Genomic DNA, 22504 nt, shown 5'->3' with positions numbered 1-22504 from the left:
AGTAACGGGAGAGGGGGACTCTGGCGAGCTCCGGGGCATAGAGAAGGGAGTAGGTGGTCACGAAGTGTATCCTTCTGTGTTCGTCGATCACCGCGTAGTTGGCACCCGAGTTCATGCCCTTGTCCATGACCAAGGTGAGCCTCTCCTTGGTGCCTGCCAGGCCCTCGACTATGGGGAAGAACTCGGAGATCACGGAGGAAAAGAGGCGGGAGTCGTGCAGGTTGCCGGGGTAGGCGCACCACCACAGGGGAAGGCCTGATTCCCTCTCCACCAGAAGCCCCAGGCCCACCTGGCGGAGGTGGTGTTTCCCCTCCTTGTTGTGTCCCCGCTTGGCCAGTTCGGAAGGCGTACGCGTGGCCATGTAGGTGTAGTAGTTGGTGGTGTCGAAGAGCAGGCAGTCGGCCCGGGGCTCCTCCAGCTCGGCTATCCTCTGAAAGAAGCGCCGGCTGATCTCGGAAAGCTCATCCTCTCCCACCCGCTCCCACTTCTCCCAGTAGCGCTGGCTTGAGAGCTGAGACAGGTCCACCGGCCTTATCTGCTGCACCGCGGTCCGTCCGTACCATTCCGGAAGGGCACGCTTGCTCTTCGTCTCAACCATGCGGTTGAAGACGGCGTAGAGGAAGTACTCGCCCACCGTGGGGCCTTCCTCCCTCTCTCCCCTTCCCACCACGGCATCCACAATGCCCGCGAGATCCACACCCTCGTCCATGAGGCTGGCCACAAATAGCGCCCCGAACTCCTCCACCCGGAGCTTTACTTCCTCTCCCAGCTCGCCACGGGCCATGGCGGCCACCTTCTCGGGGGAGCCCACGTACACCTGGGAGACCACCTTGGGTTTTCCATCTACCCGGGCTATCTCCCGCACGTACAGGTAGGGTCTTCCCTTCTTCTTCTTTATGTGGAAGTGAGCCATGTACACAATATATCTTGTAAGGTCTTACATGTCAAGCACAATATGTGCCCTATTTGCATTACTACATGGGCATTTATCCCCTTTGCTTTGTCTTATCAGTGGGGTCTTATGTTTTCAGGCACCTGGAAATGGCAATTATGCTGGGGGTTTATGGGAAAGAGGGGTGTTTATCTCGGAAACTCCTGTTTATCTCTCCCTGAAGTTCTCCAGTTACTTGAGTCAAAGGTAACGGGCGCCCAGGTGTCCTTTCTTCTCCTGTGCCCCCACCCCTCTAGCCCTTCTGGGGTCACCTTTTCGGCCCCGTTGTCCCCAGAGCAAACTAACTTCCCCGGCCTACCCTATGCCGGGGCACATATAATGCCCATTCAATAATTTAACCCAAAGTCCCCCACCGCAAAATGGCCGATTCCCCTTCCTTCGAAGGCTTTTGCGCCAGATCCTTATGTGATGATTCTTCCAACAAGGCAAGCGATACGCCCAGAAGGTCGGGGGCTTTTCTCTGCAGAGGGTTGGGCCTGGTGACCGGACAGAAGGAAAGATCCTCGGACTCGCCCCGGGTCCGAGGGGGTTGATGCGGCTCCTGGCGATGGTGCGCATGTCCGCAAGCAAGGGTCTGGAAAGAGCGCGCGGGCAGGCCGTCTTCACCCCTTTTGCCTGACGCCTTGCGCCCGGCGGCAGGGGCTCTTGCGGCGGGCGCCACACCGATGGGCGCATGGCCTCGGCCAACTCCCTCTCCTCCTCCTCGAAGAGCAGGGGGCCGAGCTCCGGCGCATATGCCACTCCGCGTAGTAGGCGCAGAAAAAGAGGTGGGCCCTCACCCGCTCGGGCCTGCGGTGGTCGATGGGCCTCACCTTAAGATGGGCCGTCTTTGAGGCGGCGGAAGGCCTGCTCCGCGCGGGAGAGGTCCTTGTAGGCCCGCGCCGCCTCCTCGGGAGGGGAGTCCCGGGCGGGGAGGGAGGTCCCGATCATGCAGATGCCGTCCAGGGCCGCCTCTTGAGCGATGCTTTTTTGGTCGCGCTCCCAGGCGAAGCCGTGGTCGGTGATGGAAAGCCGGAGGTGCTTGGCCGCCTTGAAGCGGTCCGTCACCCTGCCTGCCCGCAGGGCTTCCTCTCCCTGCCCCGCAGGGGCCGCCTGTCCCGCCTGCTCGCCGCCACGATTCTGTCCGGCTCGGCCTCGGCGGCCGAGCTCTTCTCTTGTGCGCGCCCTTTCGGAGGCCAGCAGGGTGTTGTAGCGGGCGATGAGGCGCTCCCGGGGGCAGTCGGGCGAGGAGGTCTCGGCCGGGTCGGTGGCGCCGAAGAGCGAGGGCCGGATGACCCCCTCCCCCGCCGGGGCGCGGACGGCGGGGGCTTTGAGGGCGGCTATCCGGCGCAGGCCCTCTATGCCCGCAAGCTCCTGCTTTATGCGGGCGCCGGCGATGAGCCCGCGGCCCCCCACCAGCGCCACGCTTGAGAGCCCGAGGCGGGCCCGCATCCTCTGGGCGGCCGGGCCCGGGGTCGCGGGATCGCCGGAGTGGCCCTCGAACGCCTCTGCCGCTATGGGAAGTCCTGGCGCCGCAGGGCAGCCCACAGTCTGTCCGGGGGAGGCCCTTTTTGCCGTCGCGGGAGCGCCCGAAGCGCGCATGGGGCAGGCGGAGCCGGGGTGGCAGATGGAGGAGAAGTCTTAGAGGATGAGGGAGCCCTCCTCCGGGCGCCTTTTCGCCAGCTCTCGGTCCTTGCCTGCCCAGTCCATGGCCTCCAAGAGCCCCTCCTTCGCCCCGCCCACCCGAAGCTCCTTTCCCGGGGTGGAGGCGGCGGTCTCGGGGTCCAGGGAGCGGGCGCTGGCGAGCTTGGAGGGGGGCTCGAGGATGCGCCCGGCGGCCAACCTCCAACAGGTCGCGCCGCCTAGAGGGACGGGAGGAGATGGGCTGGGAGATGCCCGGCTTGCGCACGGCGCAAAGGCAGGCCACGTCTCCGTGGGGGAGGCTGCGCACGATCTCCGGGCTCGAGCTCGCGGGAAGAAAGGCCTCTCCTTTTCCGCGCCGGCCTGACTGTCTCCATCGCCTCGGGGGGAGGCGGGATATGTCTCCGAGCGGTCTTGGGCTTTACCTTGCCGCCCAGACGCTCGGTGCGCCTGAGGAGGTGGGCCTTGCGTGCCTTATCCCCCTGCTTTGGCCCGGCAGTGGCTGCGTGCACTGCTCCCCGTCCTTTTGCCGTGCTCGCGCATCGGCATATATCCACATCCCTATCCCAAGAGTGGACCTTCCTCCTTTCGGAGCCCGCCTTTTGGGGGGCGCTTGTTTTAATATCCACATCCCCATCCCAAGAGTGGATCTTCCTCCTTTCGGAGCCCGCCTTTTGGGGGGCGCTTGTTATAATATCCACATCCCCATCTCAAGAGTGGACCTTCCCGTCGGCGGCCTCTTCACACAACACGAACTAGCTCTCCAAAGCCTGCTCTTGCAGGGGTTTATGATGCAAAAGAGGGGTTTTCTATGTGGGGCTTCGGGTTTGAATTCTGTTAGAAATATGCCTTGTTAGGCGGATTTTTGGAAAATGCCTGGCCGGAGGAATATGGCCTCTGACCAGGCATTTTATCTGGTGGGCGTTGCGGGATTTGAACCCACGACCTCCTGCTTGTAAGGCAGGCGCTCTCCCGCTGAGCTAAACGCCCCGGTTCTCGCCGCCGCCAACAGGGCGGACAACAACCATATTAGCACTATCGCGCCCTTCTACCATCCTCCTCATGACAGCGCTCTTGCGTCATACCCGGTCGTGAGGACTCGATCGGCTTGACGTGGGAGAACTGCTCCCACTGACATGACAGCGCTCTTCCATCATTCCCGATCGCGAGACGGAGGGTAAGCCCCGCTCAGAGTCCGGCCTCGTCCGCGGCTCCCGATTCCCTGCCCAGGCCGGCCGCGGTGTTCAGCATATCGTTTATCTTCCTGATAAGATCCCCGCCGGCACCGCTGCCAAGCCCTGACAGGTAAAGCAGGATGCGGTTCCTCTGCGCCCGGTAGAGGATCATGCGGCGCTGCGCCTCCTCGTCCCCCAGGGCGTGGTAGGTGGACTCCAGGGCGAGCGAGATCATGTTCCGGGTCACCGTCTCCGGCTCATAGCGCAACGCCTCCTCGAAGGCCTCCCTGGCGCTCTCGAAGTCTTTTTCCTGAAGGTAGAGGTCCCCCAGGCTGTAGTAGAGGTCGGCGGATCCCGGGTTCGCCTCGATCCCGCGCAGGGTGAACTCCTTGGCCTCCTCGTGCCTGCCCAGGGCATCCATGATCCCCGCCCCCACGAAAAAGGCGCTCTCGTAGTGGGGGTCGAGGTAGGTGACGAGGATGAGGTAGGGGACCAGTTCCGCCTCCAGTACGAAGCTGCCGTAATAGGTATGGTGCAGGGTGTCCGTCTTGATGTACATGTTGTAGGCCAGGTACTGCCTGGCCCCTCCCAAAAGGTCCAGAAGGCTCGAGGCCGACGGGAAGAGTTCCCTGTCCCCGGCGCCGCTGCCGGCGGGGGTGCGGTCCAGACCCCACTGCAACAGGGCCGCCGCCAGCAGGGCCGCCGCCAGCACCAACGCCAGGACCCTCCTCACGTCCGCCTCCTTTCCGCGGCGCCAGCGGTTCCGCTGCTCCCGCAAGGCCGCAGTATGCCATTTATTGCCATCAGAGGTCCCTCCGTTCGAAGAGGTAGGCGCCCGTGGACGTGATATCCCTGAAAACATTTGGGCCATGAAGGCCGTTTACGCCTGCCGTTACCTGGCCGCCGCGGGGATATGTCGCACCATATATTGCCATCAGAGGTCCCTCCGCTCGAAGAGGTAGGCGCCCGTGGACGTGATATCCCTGAAAACATTTTGGCCATGAAGGGCGTTTACGCCTGCCGTTACCTGGCCGCCGCGGGGAAATGTCGCACCATATATTGCCATCAGAGGTCCCTCCGCTCGAAGAGGTAGGCGCCCAGGCACAGGAATATCCCCGAGAACACCAGGGCTATGGCGGAAAGCAGAGCCAGCTCTCCCGGCCCCACCCGGAAAACCCTCTCCGAATGGGCCACGGTCTCGTTGATGTTCATGCGCTCCAGGTTGGGCAGGACGTAATAGAGGAGCCCGCTTATGCCCCTGAGCAGGACATGGTTGCCGGCATCGGTCATGGCCCGGTAGAGGAAGTCGCCCTTCACGTGGCACACCACGTAAAAAAGGCCCGCCAGCAGCACGCATACCAGGGGGCTGAAGTGTACCGAGGCCAGCATGGCCACGGAGGCCAGCACCATGGCCTCCAGGAAGATGGTGAAGAAGGCCTTGGCCAGCCCGGGGTTGAAGACGCCGAACTTCGCCCCCACCAGGACGAGCAGCACGGCCAGGGACACCGCGAGGGCGAGCGCCACCACTCCCATGATCCCCGCATACTTGCCCAGGTAGTACTGCCACCTGCGCACCGGCCGGGAGAGGGTGTTGTAGATGGTGCGGCGTCCCAGCTCCCCCGGGATGATGGTGGAGGCCATGATCACCGCCAGGAGGAAGGCCATGATGCTGGTGAGCCCCAGGGCGGCCTCGCGCAGCAGGTCGACCTGCACCCCCACGCTGGCGCTGGGGAGCATGGGGATGAGGAGCATGAGCAGAAGGGAGAAGGCCAGGATGGCGTAGAACACCTTGCGGTGCAGGGCGTCCTGCATCACGCTCCAGGTGAAGGCGGCGACGGCGCTCATTCCTCCACCTCCCATCCCCTCCTCCCGATCCTGCGCACGAAGAACTCCTCCAGGGAGAGCCTCCTGCTCCTCACCTCGGCGATGGCCGCACCCTCCGACAGCAGGGCCGCCAGGGCGGCGTTCAGCTCCTCGCGTGACACCGTGAGCCTCCCGTACCCGCCGTCCTCCGCCCAGGATGCGGAGGGCGGGAGTCCCGCGGGAGCCCCGCGCAGCGGCTGCGCCAGCGTCACCTCGCACTCCCCCTCCTCCTCCAGCAGCTCGGCCAGTTCGCCCGAGGCCACCTCCCTGCCGCGGTGGATGACGATCACCCGGTCGCAGATCTCCTCGATCTCGGAGAGCTGGTGCGAGCTGAGCAGGATGGTGGTGCCTCCCGCGCTGAGCGACTTGAGCATGTCCCGCACCTGCAGCTTGCCCAGGGGGTCCAGGCCCGACGAGGGCTCGTCCAGGATGAGCAGCTCCGGCTCCGCCAGGAGGGCCTGGGCGAGGCCGATGCGCTGCAGCATGCCCTTGGAGAACTTGTCCATGGTCACGTCCGCGTCGTCCTCCATGCCCACCAGGTTGAGCAGATAGGAGATGCGGGCGCGGGCGGCGGAAGCCCCCATACCGGAGAGCCTCCCGTAATAGCGTAGGAGCTTGCGCGGGGTGAGGTAGAGGTCGAAGTAGGGCTGCTCGGGCAGGAATCCCACCCTGCGCCGCGCCTCCACCGTATCCCCATCGCGCCCGAAAATGCTAACCTTCCCGGCGTCGGGGCGCGCCAGCCCCATCACGCACTTAAGGGTGGTGGTCTTGCCCGCCCCGTTGGGCCCCAGAAGTCCCACCACGCTGCCGCGGGGCACGCCGAAGCTGAGTCCCGACAAGGCCTGCCGCCGCGGCCCCCCGGGCCTTGTCGCGTAGCTCTTCCGCAGGTCCTCGACCTCCAAGACCACGTCCATGCGCGCCTCACACCTCCCCGGCGGCGCGTGACCCGCCGCCGCCCACTCTCACGGCAAGGCCTTCTCCTCCACCACCACACTTATATCGTCGAACCAAGCCCGGCCCTGCCCATAGACCACCGCCTGCACGTATACCGCCTGCGCCCCGGGCGGGATATACAGGCGCAGCGACTGCGGCGTCCAGCCGCTCGAGCCCGCCACGCCGGGAGAGAAGGCGATCTCGGCCCGCCTCTCCCCTTCCTCCTCGTACTCGTAGAACGCCGCGAGGTAGGCGCCGCCCCGGGTCAGTTCGGCCTTCACGTATCCCTCGACCACCACGTCGTGGTCGAGCGGCAGCTCCGCTACGCGCGTGATCCAGCCCGCCCCCTCCGCGAATGCCTCGCCCGCATAGACGGCGGCGCTGGCGAACCCCTCGTGGGACTCGTCCTCGTCACGGTAGGAGATCGCCCCCTGGGGGCTGATGATGCGCAGCCATCCCGGCACGCTTTCCCGCGTCCCCACCTCGAAGCCGTGATTGGGTATGAGGTTGGTTCCCAGCGGCACCTCCACCGCCAGGTGGCCTTCCTCCTCGGGATGCTCGTGCGCGTGCTCCTCCTCCTCCGACTCACCGGCGTGCGTGTGCTCCTCCGACTCACCGGCGTGCGCGTGCTCCTCCTCGCCCTCGCCGTGGGCATGGCTGTGCGCCTCTCTGGAGGGTATGCCCACCACGACCTCCCTCCTCGTCAGATACTGCAGGGGGACGGAAAGAGCGAGCAGGATCACCACCAGATAGAGGAACGCGCCCTTGCCGACCCTGAAAGAGGAGCCTGCCTCGCTCCTGCCTTCTCCCTCTCTACCACTCAACGCGACACCTCGCTCATGTGGGTCTCGACACCGGCTTTCAGCCGTATCATTCGGGCTCACCGCAGACGCGGCTTCTCGCCCCCTGCGGCTCGCCGCGGCCGCGGCCGCACTTGGCCGCGCCTCTCGCCCCCTCCTGCATCCCTCGGCAGGCAGCGGGCCTTCCCTAAAACTTAAACGGCATAAGCCATTTATCCCTTTAGACGGCGACTTCACTCCCCGCGGTTCTTGCCGCGCCGAGGCAAACGCCGGGCGTTCCCTTCCTGAAGGACACGACGACGGGCGGACCGGCAGGCCGCACGTCGGCCGGCCTGGATGTCCCGCCTTTCCCCGTGGATGAAGACGGGTCGAAGCCGGGCGTTCCCTTCCCGGAGGACACGACGACGGGCGGACCGGCAGGCCTCACGTCGGCCGGCCTGGGATGTACCGCCTTTCCCCGTGGATGAAGACGGGTCGAAGCCGGGCGTTCCCTTCCCGGAGGACACGACGACGGGCGGACCGGCAGGCCTCACGTCGGCCGGCCTGGGATGTACCGCCTTTCCCCGTGGATGAAGACGGGTCGAAGCCGGGCGTTCCCTTCCCGGAGGACACGACGACGGGCGGACCGGCAGGCCGCACGTCGGCCGGCCTGGATGTACCGCCTTTCCCCGTGGATGAAGATGGGCCGTCTTGTGCCGTAAGCCCCCGGTGATGCGCCGGGGCGTCCTATCCGCGCGGCGGCGTTCAGGCGCGGGAGGCGAGGAAGCGGGAGTAGCGGGCCAGCTTTCCCGCCACCCGCACCGCCCGTTCGGGCGTACTGGCGGTGAAGACCCCGGTGTTGCGCATGCGGAAGGAGGCGGAGCTCTCTCCCTCGTTGACCGCCACCGCGATGATGGGCTTGCCCTTCTCGCGCATGAGGCGCTTGAGGCGCAGTATGAGGGCGGTGTCCGTCCATTTCCAGGCCTCGGTTGGATTGATGCCTCCCGATCCCTCGGGGTTGCGCTCCCCGCCCCGCAGTAGCGATTCCCGGAATCCCTTCCACATGGACAGCTGGAAGCGCGGCAGCATGGTCAGGCGGTGGCGCACCATGTTCAGGAAGGGGCGCACCGCGGTCTTGAACATGTTCTCGATCCAGAAATCCCGGCCCATGAGGGTCCCCAGGGTGATGATCATGTCCACCTCATCGCAGGCCACCAGGGCATCTATGACCCGGTAGTGGTTGCTCCTCTGCACGTTCCCCACGATGTCCACGGGGTTGCGGCGGCTCCAGAAGGAGGGGAGGAAGCGGTCGAGCTCCCCGATCACCTCCTCGGGAAGCGCCGCCAGCTCCAAGCCCTCGCGGTCGAAGGCGTCTGCGGCCGTCACCCCCCATCCCCCGCCAAGGGTCATCACCCCCACGCGAGGCCCGCGGGGCACGGGCAGGGAGGAGAAGGCCGCCGCCAGGTCCACCAGCTCCTCGGTGGTCTCGGCCTCGATGATCCCCGCCTGCTCCATGGCCCCCCGGAAGAGCTCGAAGGGACCGGCCAGGGAGCCGGAATGGGAGAGCACTGCTCGCTCACCCTGCCGCCCCTTGCCCGCCTTCAGCGCGATCACCGGCTTGCGCGGGGTGATGCGGCGGGCTACTTCCAGAAACTTCCTCCCATTCTTGATGCCCTCGATGTAGAGGATGATGGTCTCGGTCTCGGGGTCGTCTCCCAGGTACTCCAGCCAGTCGCTGATGTCGGTGTTGGCGGCGTTGCCGCTCCCGATGAAGCGGCTGAAACCCACCCCCTTGCGGTATCCCCAGGTCATGAGCTGCACCCCCAGGTTCCCGCTCTGGGAGACGAAACCCACCCCACCCTTGCGGGGGAAGACCGGCGCCCCCAGGCAGCAGAGGGAACTTGTCTTGCTGTAGATGCCCATAGTGTTGGGCCCCACGATGGTGATGCCCGCCTCGTCGGCGATTTCCGCCACGCGCCTTTCCAGCTTCGCCCCCTCCTCTCCCGTCTCACTGAAGTTGGAGGATACGATCACCGCGTTGCGGATGCCCTTCTCCGCCGCGTCGAGGAGAACGTCCGCCACCCCGCGGGCGGGGATGGCGACGACCACCAGGTCCACCTCCGCCTCGATATCCTTAAGGGAAGGGTAGGCCGGAAAGCCCAGGACGCGCTTCTCGCGTGGGTTGACCATGTAGAGGTCGCCGCGGAAGCCGCCGCCGATGATGTTCAGGGGCATGTTGAAGCCCCATTTTCCTGGGAGATTGGAGGCCCCCACCACCGCCACCGAGCGGGGGTTGAAGAGCCTGTCGTAATCGCGCTCGAGACCTTCCATCTTCATCGTTCCACTCCGTTAGATATGTCTCCGTTCCGGGTTCCACTTAATGATTTGAGACATTATATCCGATAACGCGTGCGGCTGGGACAACAACTTGTAGTAGTAGCATGGTTCCCGGATCGAACATTTAAAAGCCCATGCCTTCTTTCCCGCCAAACTTGCTTTGTTTGTCAGGATGAGAGGGTGGTCTCTCGATCTATTCCAACCCGGAAAGCGCCTACCGAGACGATGCGGCATCCCGACGGTAGGAGTAGGGAGTCCGGTGGGCGCGGCGGGGGGCGCGGCTCGTCGTTTGCGCAGCGCCCGCGCCCTGCGCAGTGCCGCGCACGGGCGGAGAAGGTAACCGGGAGCGGCTCGCCGGGCCTCGCCTTCCCGCTCCTCGCCGCCCTCGTCCCCGCTTTCGTGGACGGGCCCTTCATCGCGCGGGATCAGGTCCGCAGGCGCATCGGGCCGCTCGAGCATCGGCGAAGCCCGTCACCCTCCCAGAGGACGGCACATGCGACCTCGCTGTCCCAGACCAGCGGACGGCTCCGGCCGGTTGTAGTTGTGGGATTGATATTATTAGATCGCTCGCCGAGCATTGCACCCTCTGCATCGCTTTCAGCCGGCCGGTTGTAGTTAAGGGATTGATATATTAAATTATTTAATAATCCGGCTTTCCGTGATACCGTTTCCGTGATACCGGAGTCTGCGGGGAAGGCAAGGAGGCATGGAACAGGACGCCGGTCTGCCCATCGAAGAGCACATCCTCGCCGCGGCGAGGATCATGGCCAACATCCTGGCGGAAGCCCTCATGCGCGAGGGAGCGGAGCATATAACCCTGCCCCAGTTCCGCGTCCTGGACATGGTGCAGAACCTCACCGACAAGCCCTCCGAGATCGCCCGCATGTTGGGGGTATCTCCGCCCGCCGTATCCTTCCTGGTGGACAGGCTGGAGGAGAAGGGGCTCCTGCGCAGGGCTCTCTCCGCCCGGGACCGGCGCAGAGTGGAGCTGGAGCTGACCGGAGAGGGCGAGGACCTGGTGCGCAGGGTCAACGCCCGCCGAAGGAAAAGCCTGCGCCGCATCCTGGCGGGCATGGACGAGGAAGCGAGGAAGCGTCTGCGGGATTCCCTGCGCGCCTTCAACGACAGCTACCTCGCCCTGAAGGGAAAGGAGGGGTAGCCGCCCGTGCTCAAGGACATCATCCCCTCCGGGCCGCACTTCGTGGTGATCATGCTGGGGCTGGCCCTCCTCGCGGGTTGGGCGGCGGGGCTGCTCTGCCGCCGCGTGAAGGTGCCCATGGTGGTGGGGTACATCGTGGTGGGGATAGTCATGGGCAAATCGCTGCTGGGGGTGTTCAACGACGAGAACTTCCCGAGCCTGGTCTACTTCACCTACCTCGCCCTGGCCTGTATCGGCTTCGACATCGGCGGCGAACTCGCTTTGCGCAGATTGAGGCACCTGAGAAGACCCATCCTCTGGATCTCCGTCTTCGAATCGCTGGGGGCCACCGTCCTGGTGACCATCGCCGTATATCTCTATACGCGCAAGCTCTACGTCGCCCTGGTCTTCGGCGCCCTGGCCTCGGCCACCGCCCCCGCGGCCACCGTAGACGTGCTGCGCGAATACCAGGCCTCGGGGCCGCTTACCTCCACCGTATTCGCGGTGGTGGGCATCGACGACGGCATCGCCATCATCACCTACGCCTTCGCCATCTTGCTTGCCAAGATGCTCCTGGCGGGAGGCGAGGTACGCGTCGCGGAGGCCGTCTTGAGGCCGCTCTACGAGATCCTGGGCGCCCTGGCCCTGGGGACGGCCATGGGGCTGGCCTTCCTCTTCCTCATCAGGAAGTACACCGCCAGGCGCGGCCTCTTGGTGCTTACGTGGGGGGGCATAACCCTCACCACGGGCCTCGCCAACCAGCTCCATTTCTCCCTCATCCTGGCCAACATGGCCATGGGCCTGACCGTCGTCAACCTCACCCGGTGGCGGCGGGAGGACGTCTTCGAGGTCATGCGGGGGACCACGCCGCCCCTCTTCGTAATCTTTTTCGTGCTGGTGGGTTCGCAGCTGGACGCGGGCAGACTCCTGAGCCTAGGGTGGATAGGGCTTCTCTACATCGCCTTCAGGTCGGTGGGCAAGCAGGCGGGCGCCTACCTGGGGGGCGCCATATCCCGCGCCCCCGAGGAGGTCCGCAGGTATCTCGGCCTCTGCCTCTTCTCCCAAGCCGGGGTGGCCATCGGCCTCTCCATCCAGACCATGCTCGAGCTGGGTGGGGGGAAATTCGGAGAGGCGGGAGCGGAACTGGGGGTCATGGCCATAAGCGTCATCGCCGCCACCACCCTCTTCTTCCAGCTCATCGGCCCTCCCTGCACGCGGTATGCGATAATCAAGGCCGGGGAAGCGCAACTGTAAAGGGGTCGGTCATGGAAAGAGAGTTCGGGCTGCATCTCGAGGGCCGTGTGGAGGACGTGATGAGCTCCGATCCCGTGCTCATCGCCAAGGACGAGGGGCTGGACAGGCTTCTGGACCTGTTCAAGACCTACCATTTTCACGGTTTCCCGGTGGTAGACGACAAGGGGACCCTGGTGGGCATAGTGCGCGACACCGACTTCATCTCCATGTTCGCGCGCAGGGACCCCGCCTCCCCCACCTACCGCACGGTGGAGGACATCATGTTCGCTCCCCCGCTGACCATCGACCCGAAGGCGACCATCCAAGCCGCGATCATGAAGATGTTCTCCGACCAGACCCGTTTCCTGGCGGTGGTGGACGAGGAGGGTAAGGTCGTGGGGGTGGTCACGCGCATCGACCTCATCAAGGGCATCCATGTCCGGGAATGAGGAGGCCCGCTCACCACAGGACCACGTCCCCGAAACGGAGGCCATGCTCTTTCCGTTCCCCAGTTGCTATAATCGAAAGGCCGCGAAACATACCTTCGAACGAGGAGGCGAGCTTGGAGGACCACCACTTGCGGGAGTTCCTCAACCATCTCGAGGAGGGGCTGCGCGAGGAAGCGCGCGAGCTCTTCCGGCCGGAGAGGCACGAGCGCGAGCAGTACATCTTCATAGACCAGGAGGAGGCCACCCACCTCTACCTGGTTGAAGAGGGCACGGTGGAGGCCAACATCGTGCACGGGGACGGGAAGCTCTTCATCCTCGGCTTCCTATACCCCGGCGGCGTATTCGGGGAGGGCGCCCTCCACGAAGACGGCATCTACTCCTATTCCGCCGTGGCCCGCGAGCCTGCACGCACCTGGAGGATAAGCTGGGACGACCTGCAGTGGCTGGTCTCCCGCGACCAGCTCTTCGCCCTGCACCTCATGAGGCTGGTGGTGGAGAAACTGGACCAGGCCTACTACAAGGAACGCTGCATCGCGGGGGAAAAAGTGGAGAAGCGCATCGCCTGCGTGCTGCTGAAGATGGTGGACGAGATCGGGATCAGCGACAAGTGCGGCCTGGTCATCGACACCCCCCTCACCAACCGGGACATCGCCGGCCTGGTGGGTTCCACCGAGGAGACGGTCTCCCGCATCATGAGCCGCCTGAAGAAGGAAGGCATCATGGCCAGCGACGGCAAGCTGCTGGTGGTAAGGGACAAGGAGGCCCTCCTCGCCTACTTCGACGGGATCTGACGGAAGCCGGCGACGCCGCGTGGCGATGTAAAAACGCCTCCTCCCCGGAGGAAAGCGGCTCCGGCGGCCATGATGCGGGTCATGATCCCGGTCTTGATATAGGTCATTTGCTTTCCCCGCGGGGCGGGCTATAGTCGTGTCGGAAGGCGAAGCGAGCATAAAAAGGAGGATAAATGGCTAAAAAAGAAACGACGGAAAGGGGAGGCCTCTGCTGCCCCCACTGCGCGGATTCCAAGTATCCTTGCGTGACCATGGAAAAGCAGATGCGGAAAGGCGAGAAGATAGCGGCTCAGGTAAAGCGCGGCAAGAAGAACTAGTTCATCCAGGCCTGAAAGGCGGTGAGGGGCGGAACACCCGCCCCTCACGTATTTGAACCGGGAACTGTCAGGCGACGGAGGGAGAAGGAAGCTCCCGGCTCGAAAGGAAGGTGAAGGAGATGGAAAGCGGAAAGGATGCTTCGGGCGTGAGGGAACCCGGCCTCAGGGAGCCCTTCAGGTTTTCTCCCCGGCCCAACCGCGCCGCGGAGATCGACTGGATGAACTGGGGCGAGGAGGCCTTCCGGCGGGCAGATGCGGAGGGAAAACCCGTGCTGCTCTCCATCTCCGCGGTCTGGTGCCACTGGTGCCATGTCATGGACGAGACCACCTACTCTGACCCCGCGGTGATCGACCTCGTGAACCGCCTCTACGTGCCGGTGCGCGTGGACAGCGACCGCAACCCCGACATCAACCGGCGCTACAACCAGGGGGGGTGGCCCACCACCGCGTTCCTGGACGGGCAGGGAAACCTCCTGGCGGGCGCCACCTACATCCCTCCCGAGACCATGCGCGCCGCCCTGCAGAGGATCGCGGAGCTGTACCGCGACCGCGAGGTGGACCTCGGCGGCAGGGATGTGGAGCTGCCGACTGCCGCCGTCCGCCGGCCGGGACTGGACCTGGCGCTGGTGGAGGAGACGGGGGCCGCCCTGCTGCGCGCCTGGGACCGAGTCCACGGGGGGCTGGGCAGGGAGCCCAAGTTCCCTCAGGTGGAGGCCCTGGAGCTGGCCCTCGATCTCTACTCCGACGAGGGCATCGACGAGTACCTGTTGTTCGCGCGCACCACCCTGGAGGCCATGATCCGGGGCAACATCCTGGACCGGGTCGAGGGAGGTTTTTTCCGCTACTCCACCACCCGCGACTGGTCCGTCCCCCATTACGAGAAGATGCTGGCCGACAACGCCGGCCTGATCCGGGTGCTGCTCAGGGCCTACGCCCTGACGGGCGAGGAGGTGTTCAGGCTCACGGCCTCCGAGACCGCCGCCTTTATCTACCGCACCTTGAGCGACGGAGAGGCGCGTTTCTTCGGCAGCCAGGACGCAGACGAGGAGTATTACCTCCTCCCCGCCGCCGGGAGGGCGAAGGCGGAGGCGCCCCCCGTCGACCGCACCGTGTACACCGACCTGGCCGCGCAGGCCGCGGCGTCCTTCCTTCAGGCGGGCTCCCTTCTTGGGAAAGGAGAATACGTGAGCCTCGGCCTGGCCGCCCTGGAACACCTCTGGTCGCGGGCCTTCCTCGCCGGAGAGGGCATGGCGCACTATCTGGACGAGGAGGGGCGGGCGCACCGCTGGGGACTCCTGGAAGACGCATCGGAAGCCCTGACGGCGTTCCTCGCGGCATACGGATACAGCGGCGAACGCAGGTGGATGGAGCGAGCGGAGACGCTGGCGGAGCTGATGGCGGGAAGCCACTGGTCGGAGGAACGCGGCCTCTTCCTGGACGTGGCGCCAGGGTGGGAGCTGCCCGGCCTCAAGCCGCGTCCCGCCGAGCTCCCGGCGCAGTCGCGCGCCGCCTCCGCCATGCTCGCGGCATGGGCCTGCGGGGGCAGGGAGGAATGGCGCGAGCTGGCCGGTCGGGCTCTCGAGGCCGTGGCGGACGACGCGCCGGCCTACGGTTTTCTGGCCGCCCCCTTCGCCCTGGCGGTCAACCTCTACCTGCGGGGACCCCTGATGGTGCGCCTGAGGGGCACGGGGTCCTCCGCGGGAGACGCCCTGCTGGCGACCGCCGCTCTCTCCTCCAGGGCGCGGACGATGATTATGACCGAGGGGGGAACGGGAACAATAGAGGCTGAGGCGGAGCTCTGCACCAGGGACAGATGCGTCCTGCGAGCCGTCTCGCCGGAAGCGTTAAGGGAGGCGCTGGGGATCCATCCCCGTGCGCACGCGGGATACGGGGTAACGCGCGCCGCTGGACAGGGCGTACAGGCGCGCTTCGTCAAAGGAGGAGGAAGTTGAGATGAGGGAGGTGTACCTCGACAACTACGCGGCGACGCCCCTTCTGCCCGAGGCGCGGGAGGCCATGCTCCCCTTCCTGGGAGAGCGTTTCGGCAACCCCTCCTCGCTGCACAGCCGCGGGGACGCCGCCCGCGAGGCGGTCGAGGAGGCGAGGGAAAGGGTCGCCGCCCTGTTGGGCGCGGAGCCGGAGGAGATCATCTTCACCTCCAGCGGCACCGAGGCCAACAACCTGGCGGTGAAGGGGATCGCGGCGGGCTCGCGGCGCAAGGGCAGACATATCGTGGTCTCGGCCATCGAGCATTTCTCCGTGCTGCATGCCGCCCGGTCCCTCGAGAAACAGGGCTACGAGCTGACCCTGGTGCCCGTGGACGCCGCGGGCAGGATAGACCTAGAGGAGCTGGAGGTGGCCATCGGAGACGACACCGTGCTGGTCTCGGTGATGGCGGCCAACGGCGAGATCGGTACCATCCAGCCCATCGCCGCTGCCGCCCGCATCGCCGCCGAGAAGGAGGTGCCCTTCCACACCGACGCGGTGGCCGCGGCGGGCACCCTGCCCTTAGACGTGAAGGGGCTGGGGGTCTCCGCCCTGACCGTCGCCTCCGATCTCCTGTACGGCCCCCAGGGAGCGGGGGCGCTGTGGGTGAAACGGGGGCTACGCCTCATCCCCCTGTTAGACGGCGGGGTACAGGAAGGAGGCCGCCGGGGAGGCACGGAGAACGTGGCGGCCATCGTGGGCATGGGGGTGGCGGCGGAGGCCGCGAAACGGGATATGGCGGAGAGGAGCGCGCATCTTTCGTCCCTGCGCGACGCCCTCATCTCCGCCCTGCCGGAGAGGATAGACCACCTCTACCTCACGGGACATCCCACCGAGCGGCTGGCCTGGAACGCCAGCTTCGCGGTGGAGTTCATCGAGGGCGAGGGGATGCTCCTCTTCCTGGACCAGAAGGGCGTGGCGGTGTCCAGCGGCTCCGCCTGCACCTCCCGCGCCCTCAAGGGCTCCCACGTGCTCGCCGCTTGCGGCATACCCGCGGAGCGGGCCCAAGGGTCCATACTCTTCAGCTTCGGCCTCCAGAACACCATGGAGGACGTGGATCACGTGCTGGAGGTCTTTCCTCCCATCGTGGAGAGGCTGCGGCAGATGTCGCCGCTTTATGCCAGGTACATCAAGGAAAGGGGGTAAGGGACATGGCGCAATACAGCGACGTGGTCATGGACCACTTCACCAACCCCCGCAACGTGGGCGAGATCGAGGACGCCGACGGCGTGGGGGAAGTGGGCAACCCCGTATGCGGGGACATGATGACCTTCTATATCAAGGTCGGAGAGGACGGGCGACTTGAGGACGTGAAGTTCAAGACCTTCGGCTGTGGGGCGGCCATCGCCGTCTCCAGCATGGTGAGCGAGATGGCCAAGGGAAAGACGGTGGAGGAAGCCCTTGAGATCACCCGGGACGATGTGGCTAAGGAGCTGGGAGGACTCCCCAAGCAGAAGATGCACTGTTCCAACCTGGGTGCGGACGCGCTTCACAAGGCCATCGAGGACTACCTGGATAGAAAGGGAAGGGGTGGGGAGCGATGAAGGAAGAGGAGAAGCGGAGCGAGGGTTCCTGCAACTGCCCGTACTGCGACGAGGAGACGGCGCTCTGTGCCGATATGCCGCAGGCATGCGTGCCCTGCGAGGTGGTCATCGTGACCTGCGGGAGCTGCGGAGCCTCGGTGAGGGAGGGGGCCGAAAGTTGCCCCTCCTGCGGGGGAAAACCCTGACCTCGAGGAGGCACAGAGGAGATGGGAGAGGAAAGAGAGCGCGCGACCATAGTGGTCTTCAGCGGCGAGCTCGACCGCGCCCTGGCGGCCTTCAACATCGCCACCACCGCGGCCTCCATGGGAATGGAGGTGACCATGTTCTTCACCTTCTGGGGGCTCAACGTGGTGGCCAGGGAGAGAGCCGGAGGAAGCGGCAGGAGCCCTCTGCAGAGGATGCTGGGGCTGATGAACCGGGGCGGCGCCCGACGCCTCAGGCTGTCGCGCCTGGACATGCTGGGGGGCGGCAGGGCAGCGATGAAGTCGTTGATGAAGAAGTACCGCATGCCCTCCCTGGAGGAGATGATCTCCATGGCCAGGGAGCTGGGGGTGCGCTTCATCGCCTGCACCACCTCCATGGCCCTCATGGGGCTGGAGGAGGGGGACTTCATCCCCGAGGTGGAGGAGTTCGCCGGCGCCGCCACCTACGTGGAGAAGGCCGCGGGGTCGAAGATAAACCTCTTCATCTAGGAGGCGGGGTTCCGGGTCTCACACGCGGCGCACGCCGTTCCGGGCACGCGGACGCGGAACCCCGGTCGCGGCGGCGGGCGGGCCGCCGCCGACGGGCCGGGAGGACGGCGCGGGAAAAGGTGGGGGCCGCCTCCCACCGAGCCGTTTTTTCCGGTACCGCCGGGCGTTTCAGTAAGAGGCAGAGACCGGAGATGTGAGGACGGCGGAGAGGAGGTGCGGACATGAAGGCGGACAGGACCCTTGACTGCGTGGGCCTTTACTGCCCCATGCCCATCGTCAAGACCTCCCAGGAGATAAAGGAGCTGCGGGAAGGGGAGATCCTGGAGGTGATCGCCGACGACAGGGGCATAAAGAGCGACATGCCCGCGTGGTGCGAAAAGACCGGCCACGAGTTCCTGGGCATCGAGGAGCGGGAAGGCGAATACCACGTATTCGTGCGAAAAAAGGGATGAGGGACACGGCCAGCTCTCGCGTTTTCCCGGCGCCCGGTCACGGGCGGGCCTCGAGTCGCCCGAAACGGGGCAGGGCAGCGTGCGCGTGCCGGAGAGTGCTGGTAATCTATAGGTGATCCGGGAGAAGGAGTCTGTGCGGAACCAAGACGTCGATCGCCGCGGCATGCGCCGCGGCCCGGAGATGAAGGGGGCGATATGGGAGAGAAGACGAGACAGAACCTATACGATGCCTACACCGGCGAGTCCAAGGCGGTGGTCAGGCTAAAGGCCTTCGCGAAAAAAGCGGAGGAGGAGGAATACGAGGGCGTGGCCAAGCTCTTCCGCGCCGTGGCGGAATCGGAGGCCGTGCATGCCTTCAACAACCTGCGCCTGCTGCGGGAGATCAAGGACACCGAGACCAACCTGGAGGAGGCCCTGGCCAGCGAGCAGAAGATAGCCGCCGTGGGCTACGACTCCTTCATCGCCGAGGCGGAGGCGGAGGGCGAGAAGGCGGCCGCCACCATGTTCGCCTACGCGCGGGACGTGGAGGAGAGGCACGCCAAGCTCTACGAGGGCGCCCTGCAGCACATGGTCGCCGACCGCATCCCGAATTACTACGTGTGCGGCGTGTGCGGGTACGTGGCCGACGACGTCATCCCCGAGAAGTGTCCCATCTGCGGCGCGCCCGAGGACCAGTTCTTCGAGGTGGAATAGGTACGGTCGCCGTTTGCGCTCGGAGGAATGAGGCGCCCGTGCCCCCCACCGCGGGTGACGCGGGCGAGGGTAAACGTCGCAAAAAGGAAAAGGCTTCCAGGGGAAGCCTTCTTATTTCCTTGCTCCCGGCCGTCAAAGACGGAGCCGGCCGCGGCTGGTTCCTACTCGATGCCGCACTGCTTGAGGGATTCCATCACCTCGGCGAGGACCTTCTTCCTCTTCTCGATCTCCGCCAGCTTGGACTCCACGTCCTGCATCTCGGGATCGAAGACGCAGGCCCCGAAGGAGCAGTCCACGCCCGCCAGCTCCTGGAGTTTCCCCGCCAGGACCTTGAGCTCCTCCTCGTAGCCCGCTATCTCCTTTTGCAGAAGTTCGTCCTTCTCGTTCGCCATCGATGCAACCTCCTTCTTGGTCGATCCTGTCGTCCCATACATTATACCCGAACGTGCTCGCATTTCTACGCCCGCCGGGCGCTCAAGGCATCATGCGGTCGAAATACAGGGCGCGCTCCGCCGCTATCCCCTCCTCGCAGGAGACCTCCATGGCCACCTCGGGACGTTCCCCGACCTCCGCCCCCACGTCCACCGTGACCCTCCCTCCCGGCGGCAGCGGGTACTCGCGCGCCAGCTCCTCCCCGCTGCAGAGATAGGTGACCGAAGCCGCCAGCTCTCGAGGGTTGGGGTTGAAGAGGATAAGCCACTGCCTGAACCCCGGCCCCGTGCTTCCCTCCGCGAAGATCCACCGCCGCGAGGGGTCCGCCACCCCCACGTCGCAGAACCCTCCCGCGAGGTTGTGGTCTTGGAAGTAGGCCGCGCGTTCCGCGGCCACTGGCAGGAGGCTAAGGACCTCCAGGGAGTAGTCGCAGCCGGGCGGCAGATAGCGGTCGAGGCGCAGCGTCTTTCGCTCCCCCGCCCCCAGGCACATCCTCTCCTCTCTCACGCTGCCGTCCGACACATGCATCCTCAGCACCAGGCACGTAGCGTAGGCGCAGGGGTTGAAGAGGGCCAGGTAGGAATCGCACCGCTCGCGGGTGGTGCCCTCGGCGAAACAGAGCTTCGTGGCCGGCTCCGTCATCCCCGGGGAACAACTCGCCCCCGGGCAGAAACCGTCGTAGACGAAATACTGGGAGCGCTCCACGGCCACTTTCTCGGTGGCGTGCACGGTGGCGGAATAATCGCCCTCCGGCACGAGGTCGTTGAGGCGCAGGGTGAGGCGCATGAGCGGTCTCAACTCCAGCTCGCCGGACCAGGCCTCTCCTGCCGCGCCGTGCAGCGCCACCCTCACCGCCGCCGTCCTCGCTCCCGGGTTGAAGAGGGCAAGGTGGGCCTCGAATCCAAGCCTCACCGTGCCCTCGGGGAGATAGTGGACAGTGGCGCCCTCCGCCACCCCCAGGGCGGTGGTGCCGCCCCCGCAACCGCCCCCGCGGTTGAAATAGATGCTCCGCTCCGCGACCACGGGGAGAGAGGCCTCCAGCACCGCCGCCACGTCCCCTCTCCAGGGCACCTCCCGGTTCACGGCGACCGAGAGGCGGCCCCGCGCCGGTACCTCGTACTCTTTCCGAACCCACTCCTCCCCGGCATAATAGCTGGCATGCAGGGCGGCCGGGTCGGGGTTGGGGTTGAAGACCAGCAGCCATTCCTCGAAGCCCTCTCGCGTGGTGCCCTCGGCGAAGACCTGGCGCAAGGCCGGCTCCCTGGCCCCGGGACCGGCCTCTCCGCCCCGCACCATCTTCTTCCATCCATATAGCTCGCTCAGGGTCACGAAGGTAAAGCCCCTGCGGCGCAGGCCTTCGACCACTCCGGTGACCAGGTCGATGGTGCCGCGTCCCCCGAAATGGAAGAGGATGATGCTGCCGTCCCGGGCCGAGGCCACCATACGGTTGACGCGCTCCTGCACCGAGAGGGAGGTGTTGAGGGCGTCCATGCTGTCGAAGTCCCACATCACCGGGGAGAGGCCCACCGAGGCCGCCGCGGCGGTGACCCTGGCGTCGATGAAGCCCCCGGGGGGGCGGAAGACGGGGAGGTTCTGTCCGGTGATGGAGGCGATCGCCGCCTGGCAGGCGTTGAGCTCCGCCCGTATCCGGTCGTCGGTGAGCCTGGTGAGCCAGGGGTGGTTCTGGGTGTGGTTGCAGATGTCCCACCCCAGAGCGTTCATCTCCTTGAGCAGCTCGGGGTTCCGCTGCGCCCAGGAGCCGATGACGAAGGCGGAGGCGGCGATGCCCCGCGAGGACAGGAAGTCGAGGATGCGGTGGTCGAACCCGTAGCCGTCGTCGAAGGTGAGCACGGCGCGGGGAGAGGAAGAGGCGGCCGCCCTCTCCCCGGCAGGCATACCTCCGGGACAGAGGACGGCGGCAAGGGACAGGGCGGCGACCAGGAGGAGCGATGCGGCCTTGTCCCTCTTTCGTCCCCTCCGCGGCGAGCGCCCGGCGTTCACCGCGCCAGCACCTCCACCACGTCCCCCACCGCACGGCGCGCCACCCGGGCGTCCGCGCCGCCCGAGAGCACGTAACACACGCGCTCCGGGAAGACCTCCTTCACCCTGCGCGCGAAGGAGGCGTAGGCCTCGTCTCCCAGCTCGAAGGCGCCGTAATCGTCGCGGTGGCCGTCATGCCCGAAGATGATGAAGAGGAGGTCGTGCTCGAACCCCCGCACGGCCTCCAAGGCCTCCTCCACCCCCGCCAGGAAGCGGCGGTCGTCCGCGTCATGGGGAAGGGCGATGTCCAGGTTGTGGGGACCTCCGTTCCTTCCCATGCCGGGACCCGAATGGAAGTTCACGTGCAGCACCTCGGGGTCCGGCCCGAGGATGTCCCTGGTCCCGTCCCCGTAATGGGGATCGATGTCTATGATCGCGAAGCGCCGCAAGCCCGCGTCCTCCCTCAGGTGTGTAACCGCCATGGCCACGTCGTTGAGGAAGCAGAACCCCCAGAATCCGTCGTGGGAGGCATGGTGCCCAGCCGCCCCCGTGAAGCAGAAGGAAGCCAGCGCTCTCCCCTCCCCCGCCTCGCGGGCCCCGCGGATCACCGCCCCCGCCGAGAGCAGTGCGATATCGTAATGACCGCTGGCCCTCACCCCGCGGAGGTGGGAATCGCTGTGCACCTCGGCGGCCAGCTCCTCGTCGGCCGGCTCCGCCTCCAGGACCCGCACTCCCTCCAGCTCCAGCAGGCCGCGCGACTCCAGCTCTTGGAAAGCGGGCGCCACGCGTCCCTTGAGGGCGGGATATCCCCGGGTGGAGAAATCGGGGTGGTAGACCACCGCAACCCTGTAAACACCGGACGTACCACCGCTCTCCTCCGTCAAGCCCATCACCTCCCCGCAAGTTCACCGCGATCCCGGGCGAGGGGCCTGGACGCCCCCTTCGAGACGAGTATAACCCATACCACCCCCCCTGCCATCGTCTTCCATCAACCGCCGGGCTCGGCGGTCACGTGCACGGGGTGAGAGGCGCCGCGAGGAGGCCGCGAGCGGCGGATCCCTGCGGCGGGGCTCCAGCACCAGTTTAGGTTCCCTCCCGGAGGGGTAGATTTCTATATCGTCCAGGTGTAGTCTTCACC

General features: G+C 65.9%; 23 protein-coding genes and 1 tRNA gene. 12 read left to right on the top strand and 12 right to left on the bottom strand.

The window, feature by feature from the left end; genetic code table 11:
• The 9 genes from H5T74_13205 to H5T74_13165 form a co-directional block, all read right to left on the bottom strand.
• On the bottom strand, window positions 1-913 hold a 913-nt coding region (locus tag H5T74_13205; protein MBC7231334.1), incomplete at its 3' end, for a transposase.
• Window positions 914-1765: 852 nt separating this feature from the next.
• Complete coding sequence (locus H5T74_13200; GenBank protein MBC7231333.1) at window positions 1766-2356, bottom strand: hypothetical protein; 591 nt, start codon at window positions 2354-2356, stop codon at window positions 1766-1768.
• 216 nt (window positions 2357-2572) lie between these two features.
• Window positions 2573-2773, bottom strand: coding sequence for a hypothetical protein (locus H5T74_13195; protein ID MBC7231332.1), 201 nt, complete (start codon window positions 2771-2773; stop codon window positions 2573-2575).
• A 714-nt stretch (window positions 2774-3487) separates the two neighbouring features.
• Window positions 3488-3562, bottom strand: a tRNA-Val gene (locus H5T74_13190).
• 198 nt (window positions 3563-3760) lie between these two features.
• Entirely contained in the window at window positions 3761-4480 is a 720-nt protein-coding gene (locus tag H5T74_13185; protein ID MBC7231331.1) for a tetratricopeptide repeat protein, read from the bottom strand.
• A gap of 332 nt (window positions 4481-4812) precedes the next feature.
• A complete protein-coding gene (locus tag H5T74_13180; protein ID MBC7231330.1) occupies window positions 4813-5607 on the bottom strand; it encodes an ABC transporter permease subunit in 795 nt (264 codons plus the stop codon).
• Window positions 5589-6524 carry an ABC transporter ATP-binding protein gene (locus H5T74_13175; GenBank protein MBC7231329.1) on the bottom strand — a complete coding sequence of 312 codons (936 nt, stop codon included), beginning with the start codon at window positions 6522-6524 and terminating at the stop codon, window positions 5589-5591. The genes H5T74_13180 and H5T74_13175 overlap by 19 nt, the downstream gene beginning before the upstream one ends.
• Before the next feature lie 48 nt (window positions 6525-6572).
• On the bottom strand, window positions 6573-7367 hold the full coding sequence (locus H5T74_13170) for a hypothetical protein (GenBank protein MBC7231328.1): 795 nt from the start codon (window positions 7365-7367) through the stop codon (window positions 6573-6575).
• Between the two features lie 720 nt (window positions 7368-8087).
• Entirely contained in the window at window positions 8088-9659 is a 1572-nt protein-coding gene (locus H5T74_13165) for a CoA-binding protein (GenBank protein MBC7231327.1), read from the bottom strand.
• 706 nt (window positions 9660-10365) lie between these two features.
• Between H5T74_13165 and H5T74_13160 the strand changes: the two genes are divergently transcribed.
• The 12 genes from H5T74_13160 (at window position 10366) to H5T74_13105 (ending at window position 18954) form a co-directional block, all read left to right on the top strand.
• Entirely contained in the window at window positions 10366-10818 is a 453-nt protein-coding gene (locus H5T74_13160) for a MarR family transcriptional regulator (protein MBC7231326.1), read from the top strand.
• Window positions 10819-10824: 6 nt separating this feature from the next.
• Window positions 10825-12051 (top strand): cation:proton antiporter, encoded by a 1227-nt coding sequence (locus H5T74_13155; GenBank protein MBC7231325.1) that lies wholly within the window; start codon window positions 10825-10827, stop codon window positions 12049-12051.
• Between the two features lie 11 nt (window positions 12052-12062).
• Window positions 12063-12479: a CBS domain-containing protein gene (locus H5T74_13150; GenBank protein MBC7231324.1), complete on the top strand. Its 417-nt coding sequence runs from the start codon at window positions 12063-12065 to the stop codon at window positions 12477-12479.
• 113 nt (window positions 12480-12592) lie between these two features.
• Window positions 12593-13270 (top strand): Crp/Fnr family transcriptional regulator, encoded by a 678-nt coding sequence (locus tag H5T74_13145; protein ID MBC7231323.1) that lies wholly within the window; start codon window positions 12593-12595, stop codon window positions 13268-13270.
• A gap of 173 nt (window positions 13271-13443) precedes the next feature.
• The gene (locus H5T74_13140) at window positions 13444-13587 is read left to right on the top strand and encodes a hypothetical protein (GenBank protein ID MBC7231322.1); all 144 of its coding nucleotides are present in this window, start codon (window positions 13444-13446) and stop codon (window positions 13585-13587) included.
• Between the two features lie 119 nt (window positions 13588-13706).
• The gene (locus tag H5T74_13135) at window positions 13707-15539 is read left to right on the top strand and encodes a thioredoxin domain-containing protein (protein MBC7231321.1); all 1833 of its coding nucleotides are present in this window, start codon (window positions 13707-13709) and stop codon (window positions 15537-15539) included.
• A gap of 1 nt (window position 15540) precedes the next feature.
• Window positions 15541-16719, top strand: coding sequence for a cysteine desulfurase (locus tag H5T74_13130; GenBank protein MBC7231320.1), 1179 nt, complete (start codon window positions 15541-15543; stop codon window positions 16717-16719).
• 5 nt (window positions 16720-16724) lie between these two features.
• The gene (gene nifU / locus H5T74_13125; GenBank protein ID MBC7231319.1) at window positions 16725-17117 is read left to right on the top strand and encodes a Fe-S cluster assembly scaffold protein NifU; all 393 of its coding nucleotides are present in this window, start codon (window positions 16725-16727) and stop codon (window positions 17115-17117) included.
• Window positions 17114-17302 (top strand): hypothetical protein, encoded by a 189-nt coding sequence (locus H5T74_13120; protein MBC7231318.1) that lies wholly within the window; start codon window positions 17114-17116, stop codon window positions 17300-17302. Before nifU ends, H5T74_13120 begins: the two co-directional genes overlap by 4 nt.
• 21 nt (window positions 17303-17323) lie before the next feature.
• Window positions 17324-17809 carry a DsrE/DsrF/DrsH-like family protein gene (locus H5T74_13115; protein ID MBC7231317.1) on the top strand — a complete coding sequence of 162 codons (486 nt, stop codon included), beginning with the start codon at window positions 17324-17326 and terminating at the stop codon, window positions 17807-17809.
• Between the two features lie 221 nt (window positions 17810-18030).
• Window positions 18031-18261 (top strand): sulfurtransferase TusA family protein, encoded by a 231-nt coding sequence (locus tag H5T74_13110; GenBank protein ID MBC7231316.1) that lies wholly within the window; start codon window positions 18031-18033, stop codon window positions 18259-18261.
• 195 nt (window positions 18262-18456) lie between these two features.
• Window positions 18457-18954 (top strand): rubrerythrin family protein, encoded by a 498-nt coding sequence (locus H5T74_13105; protein ID MBC7231315.1) that lies wholly within the window; start codon window positions 18457-18459, stop codon window positions 18952-18954.
• A 161-nt stretch (window positions 18955-19115) separates the two neighbouring features.
• Here the strand turns inward: H5T74_13105 and H5T74_13100 are convergent, their stop codons facing one another.
• The 3 genes from H5T74_13100 to H5T74_13090 all read right to left on the bottom strand — a co-directional run bounded on the left by H5T74_13100 (window position 19116) and on the right by H5T74_13090 (window position 22256).
• The gene (locus tag H5T74_13100; protein MBC7231314.1) at window positions 19116-19346 is read right to left on the bottom strand and encodes a hypothetical protein; all 231 of its coding nucleotides are present in this window, start codon (window positions 19344-19346) and stop codon (window positions 19116-19118) included.
• 82 nt (window positions 19347-19428) lie between these two features.
• Window positions 19429-21387, bottom strand: coding sequence for a polysaccharide deacetylase family protein (locus H5T74_13095; GenBank protein MBC7231313.1), 1959 nt, complete (start codon window positions 21385-21387; stop codon window positions 19429-19431).
• Complete coding sequence (locus H5T74_13090) at window positions 21384-22256, bottom strand: histone deacetylase (GenBank protein MBC7231312.1); 873 nt, start codon at window positions 22254-22256, stop codon at window positions 21384-21386. Before H5T74_13090 ends, H5T74_13095 begins: the two co-directional genes overlap by 4 nt.
• Window positions 22257-22504: the final 248 nt, after the last annotated feature.

The organism is Actinomycetota bacterium (assembly GCA_014360645.1).
In the GTDB taxonomy this organism is placed as follows: Bacteria; Actinomycetota; Geothermincolia; order Geothermincolales; family RBG-13-55-18; genus Solincola_B.
This window is presented reverse-complemented; position numbering and strand designations above follow the sequence as displayed.

Coding starts and splice junctions, on each gene's coding strand:
- H5T74_13160 (MBC7231326.1), top strand. CDS start 10,366: ATGGAACAGGACGCCGGTCTGCCCATCGAAGAGCACATCCTCGCCGCG.
- H5T74_13135 (MBC7231321.1), top strand. CDS start 13,707: ATGGAAAGCGGAAAGGATGCTTCGGGCGTGAGGGAACCCGGCCTCAGG.
- H5T74_13130 (MBC7231320.1), top strand. CDS start 15,541: ATGAGGGAGGTGTACCTCGACAACTACGCGGCGACGCCCCTTCTGCCC.
- H5T74_13090 (MBC7231312.1), bottom strand. CDS start 22,256: ATGGGCTTGACGGAGGAGAGCGGTGGTACGTCCGGTGTTTACAGGGTT.
- H5T74_13115 (MBC7231317.1), top strand. CDS start 17,324: ATGGGAGAGGAAAGAGAGCGCGCGACCATAGTGGTCTTCAGCGGCGAG.
- H5T74_13105 (MBC7231315.1), top strand. CDS start 18,457: ATGGGAGAGAAGACGAGACAGAACCTATACGATGCCTACACCGGCGAG.
- H5T74_13110 (MBC7231316.1), top strand. CDS start 18,031: ATGAAGGCGGACAGGACCCTTGACTGCGTGGGCCTTTACTGCCCCATG.
- H5T74_13150 (MBC7231324.1), top strand. CDS start 12,063: ATGGAAAGAGAGTTCGGGCTGCATCTCGAGGGCCGTGTGGAGGACGTG.
- nifU (MBC7231319.1), top strand. CDS start 16,725: ATGGCGCAATACAGCGACGTGGTCATGGACCACTTCACCAACCCCCGC.
- H5T74_13175 (MBC7231329.1), bottom strand. CDS start 6,524: ATGGACGTGGTCTTGGAGGTCGAGGACCTGCGGAAGAGCTACGCGACA.
- H5T74_13140 (MBC7231322.1), top strand. CDS start 13,444: ATGGCTAAAAAAGAAACGACGGAAAGGGGAGGCCTCTGCTGCCCCCAC.
- H5T74_13180 (MBC7231330.1), bottom strand. CDS start 5,607: ATGGGAGGTGGAGGAATGAGCGCCGTCGCCGCCTTCACCTGGAGCGTG.
- H5T74_13165 (MBC7231327.1), bottom strand. CDS start 9,659: ATGAAGATGGAAGGTCTCGAGCGCGATTACGACAGGCTCTTCAACCCC.
- H5T74_13120 (MBC7231318.1), top strand. CDS start 17,114: ATGAAGGAAGAGGAGAAGCGGAGCGAGGGTTCCTGCAACTGCCCGTAC.
- H5T74_13100 (MBC7231314.1), bottom strand. CDS start 19,346: ATGGCGAACGAGAAGGACGAACTTCTGCAAAAGGAGATAGCGGGCTAC.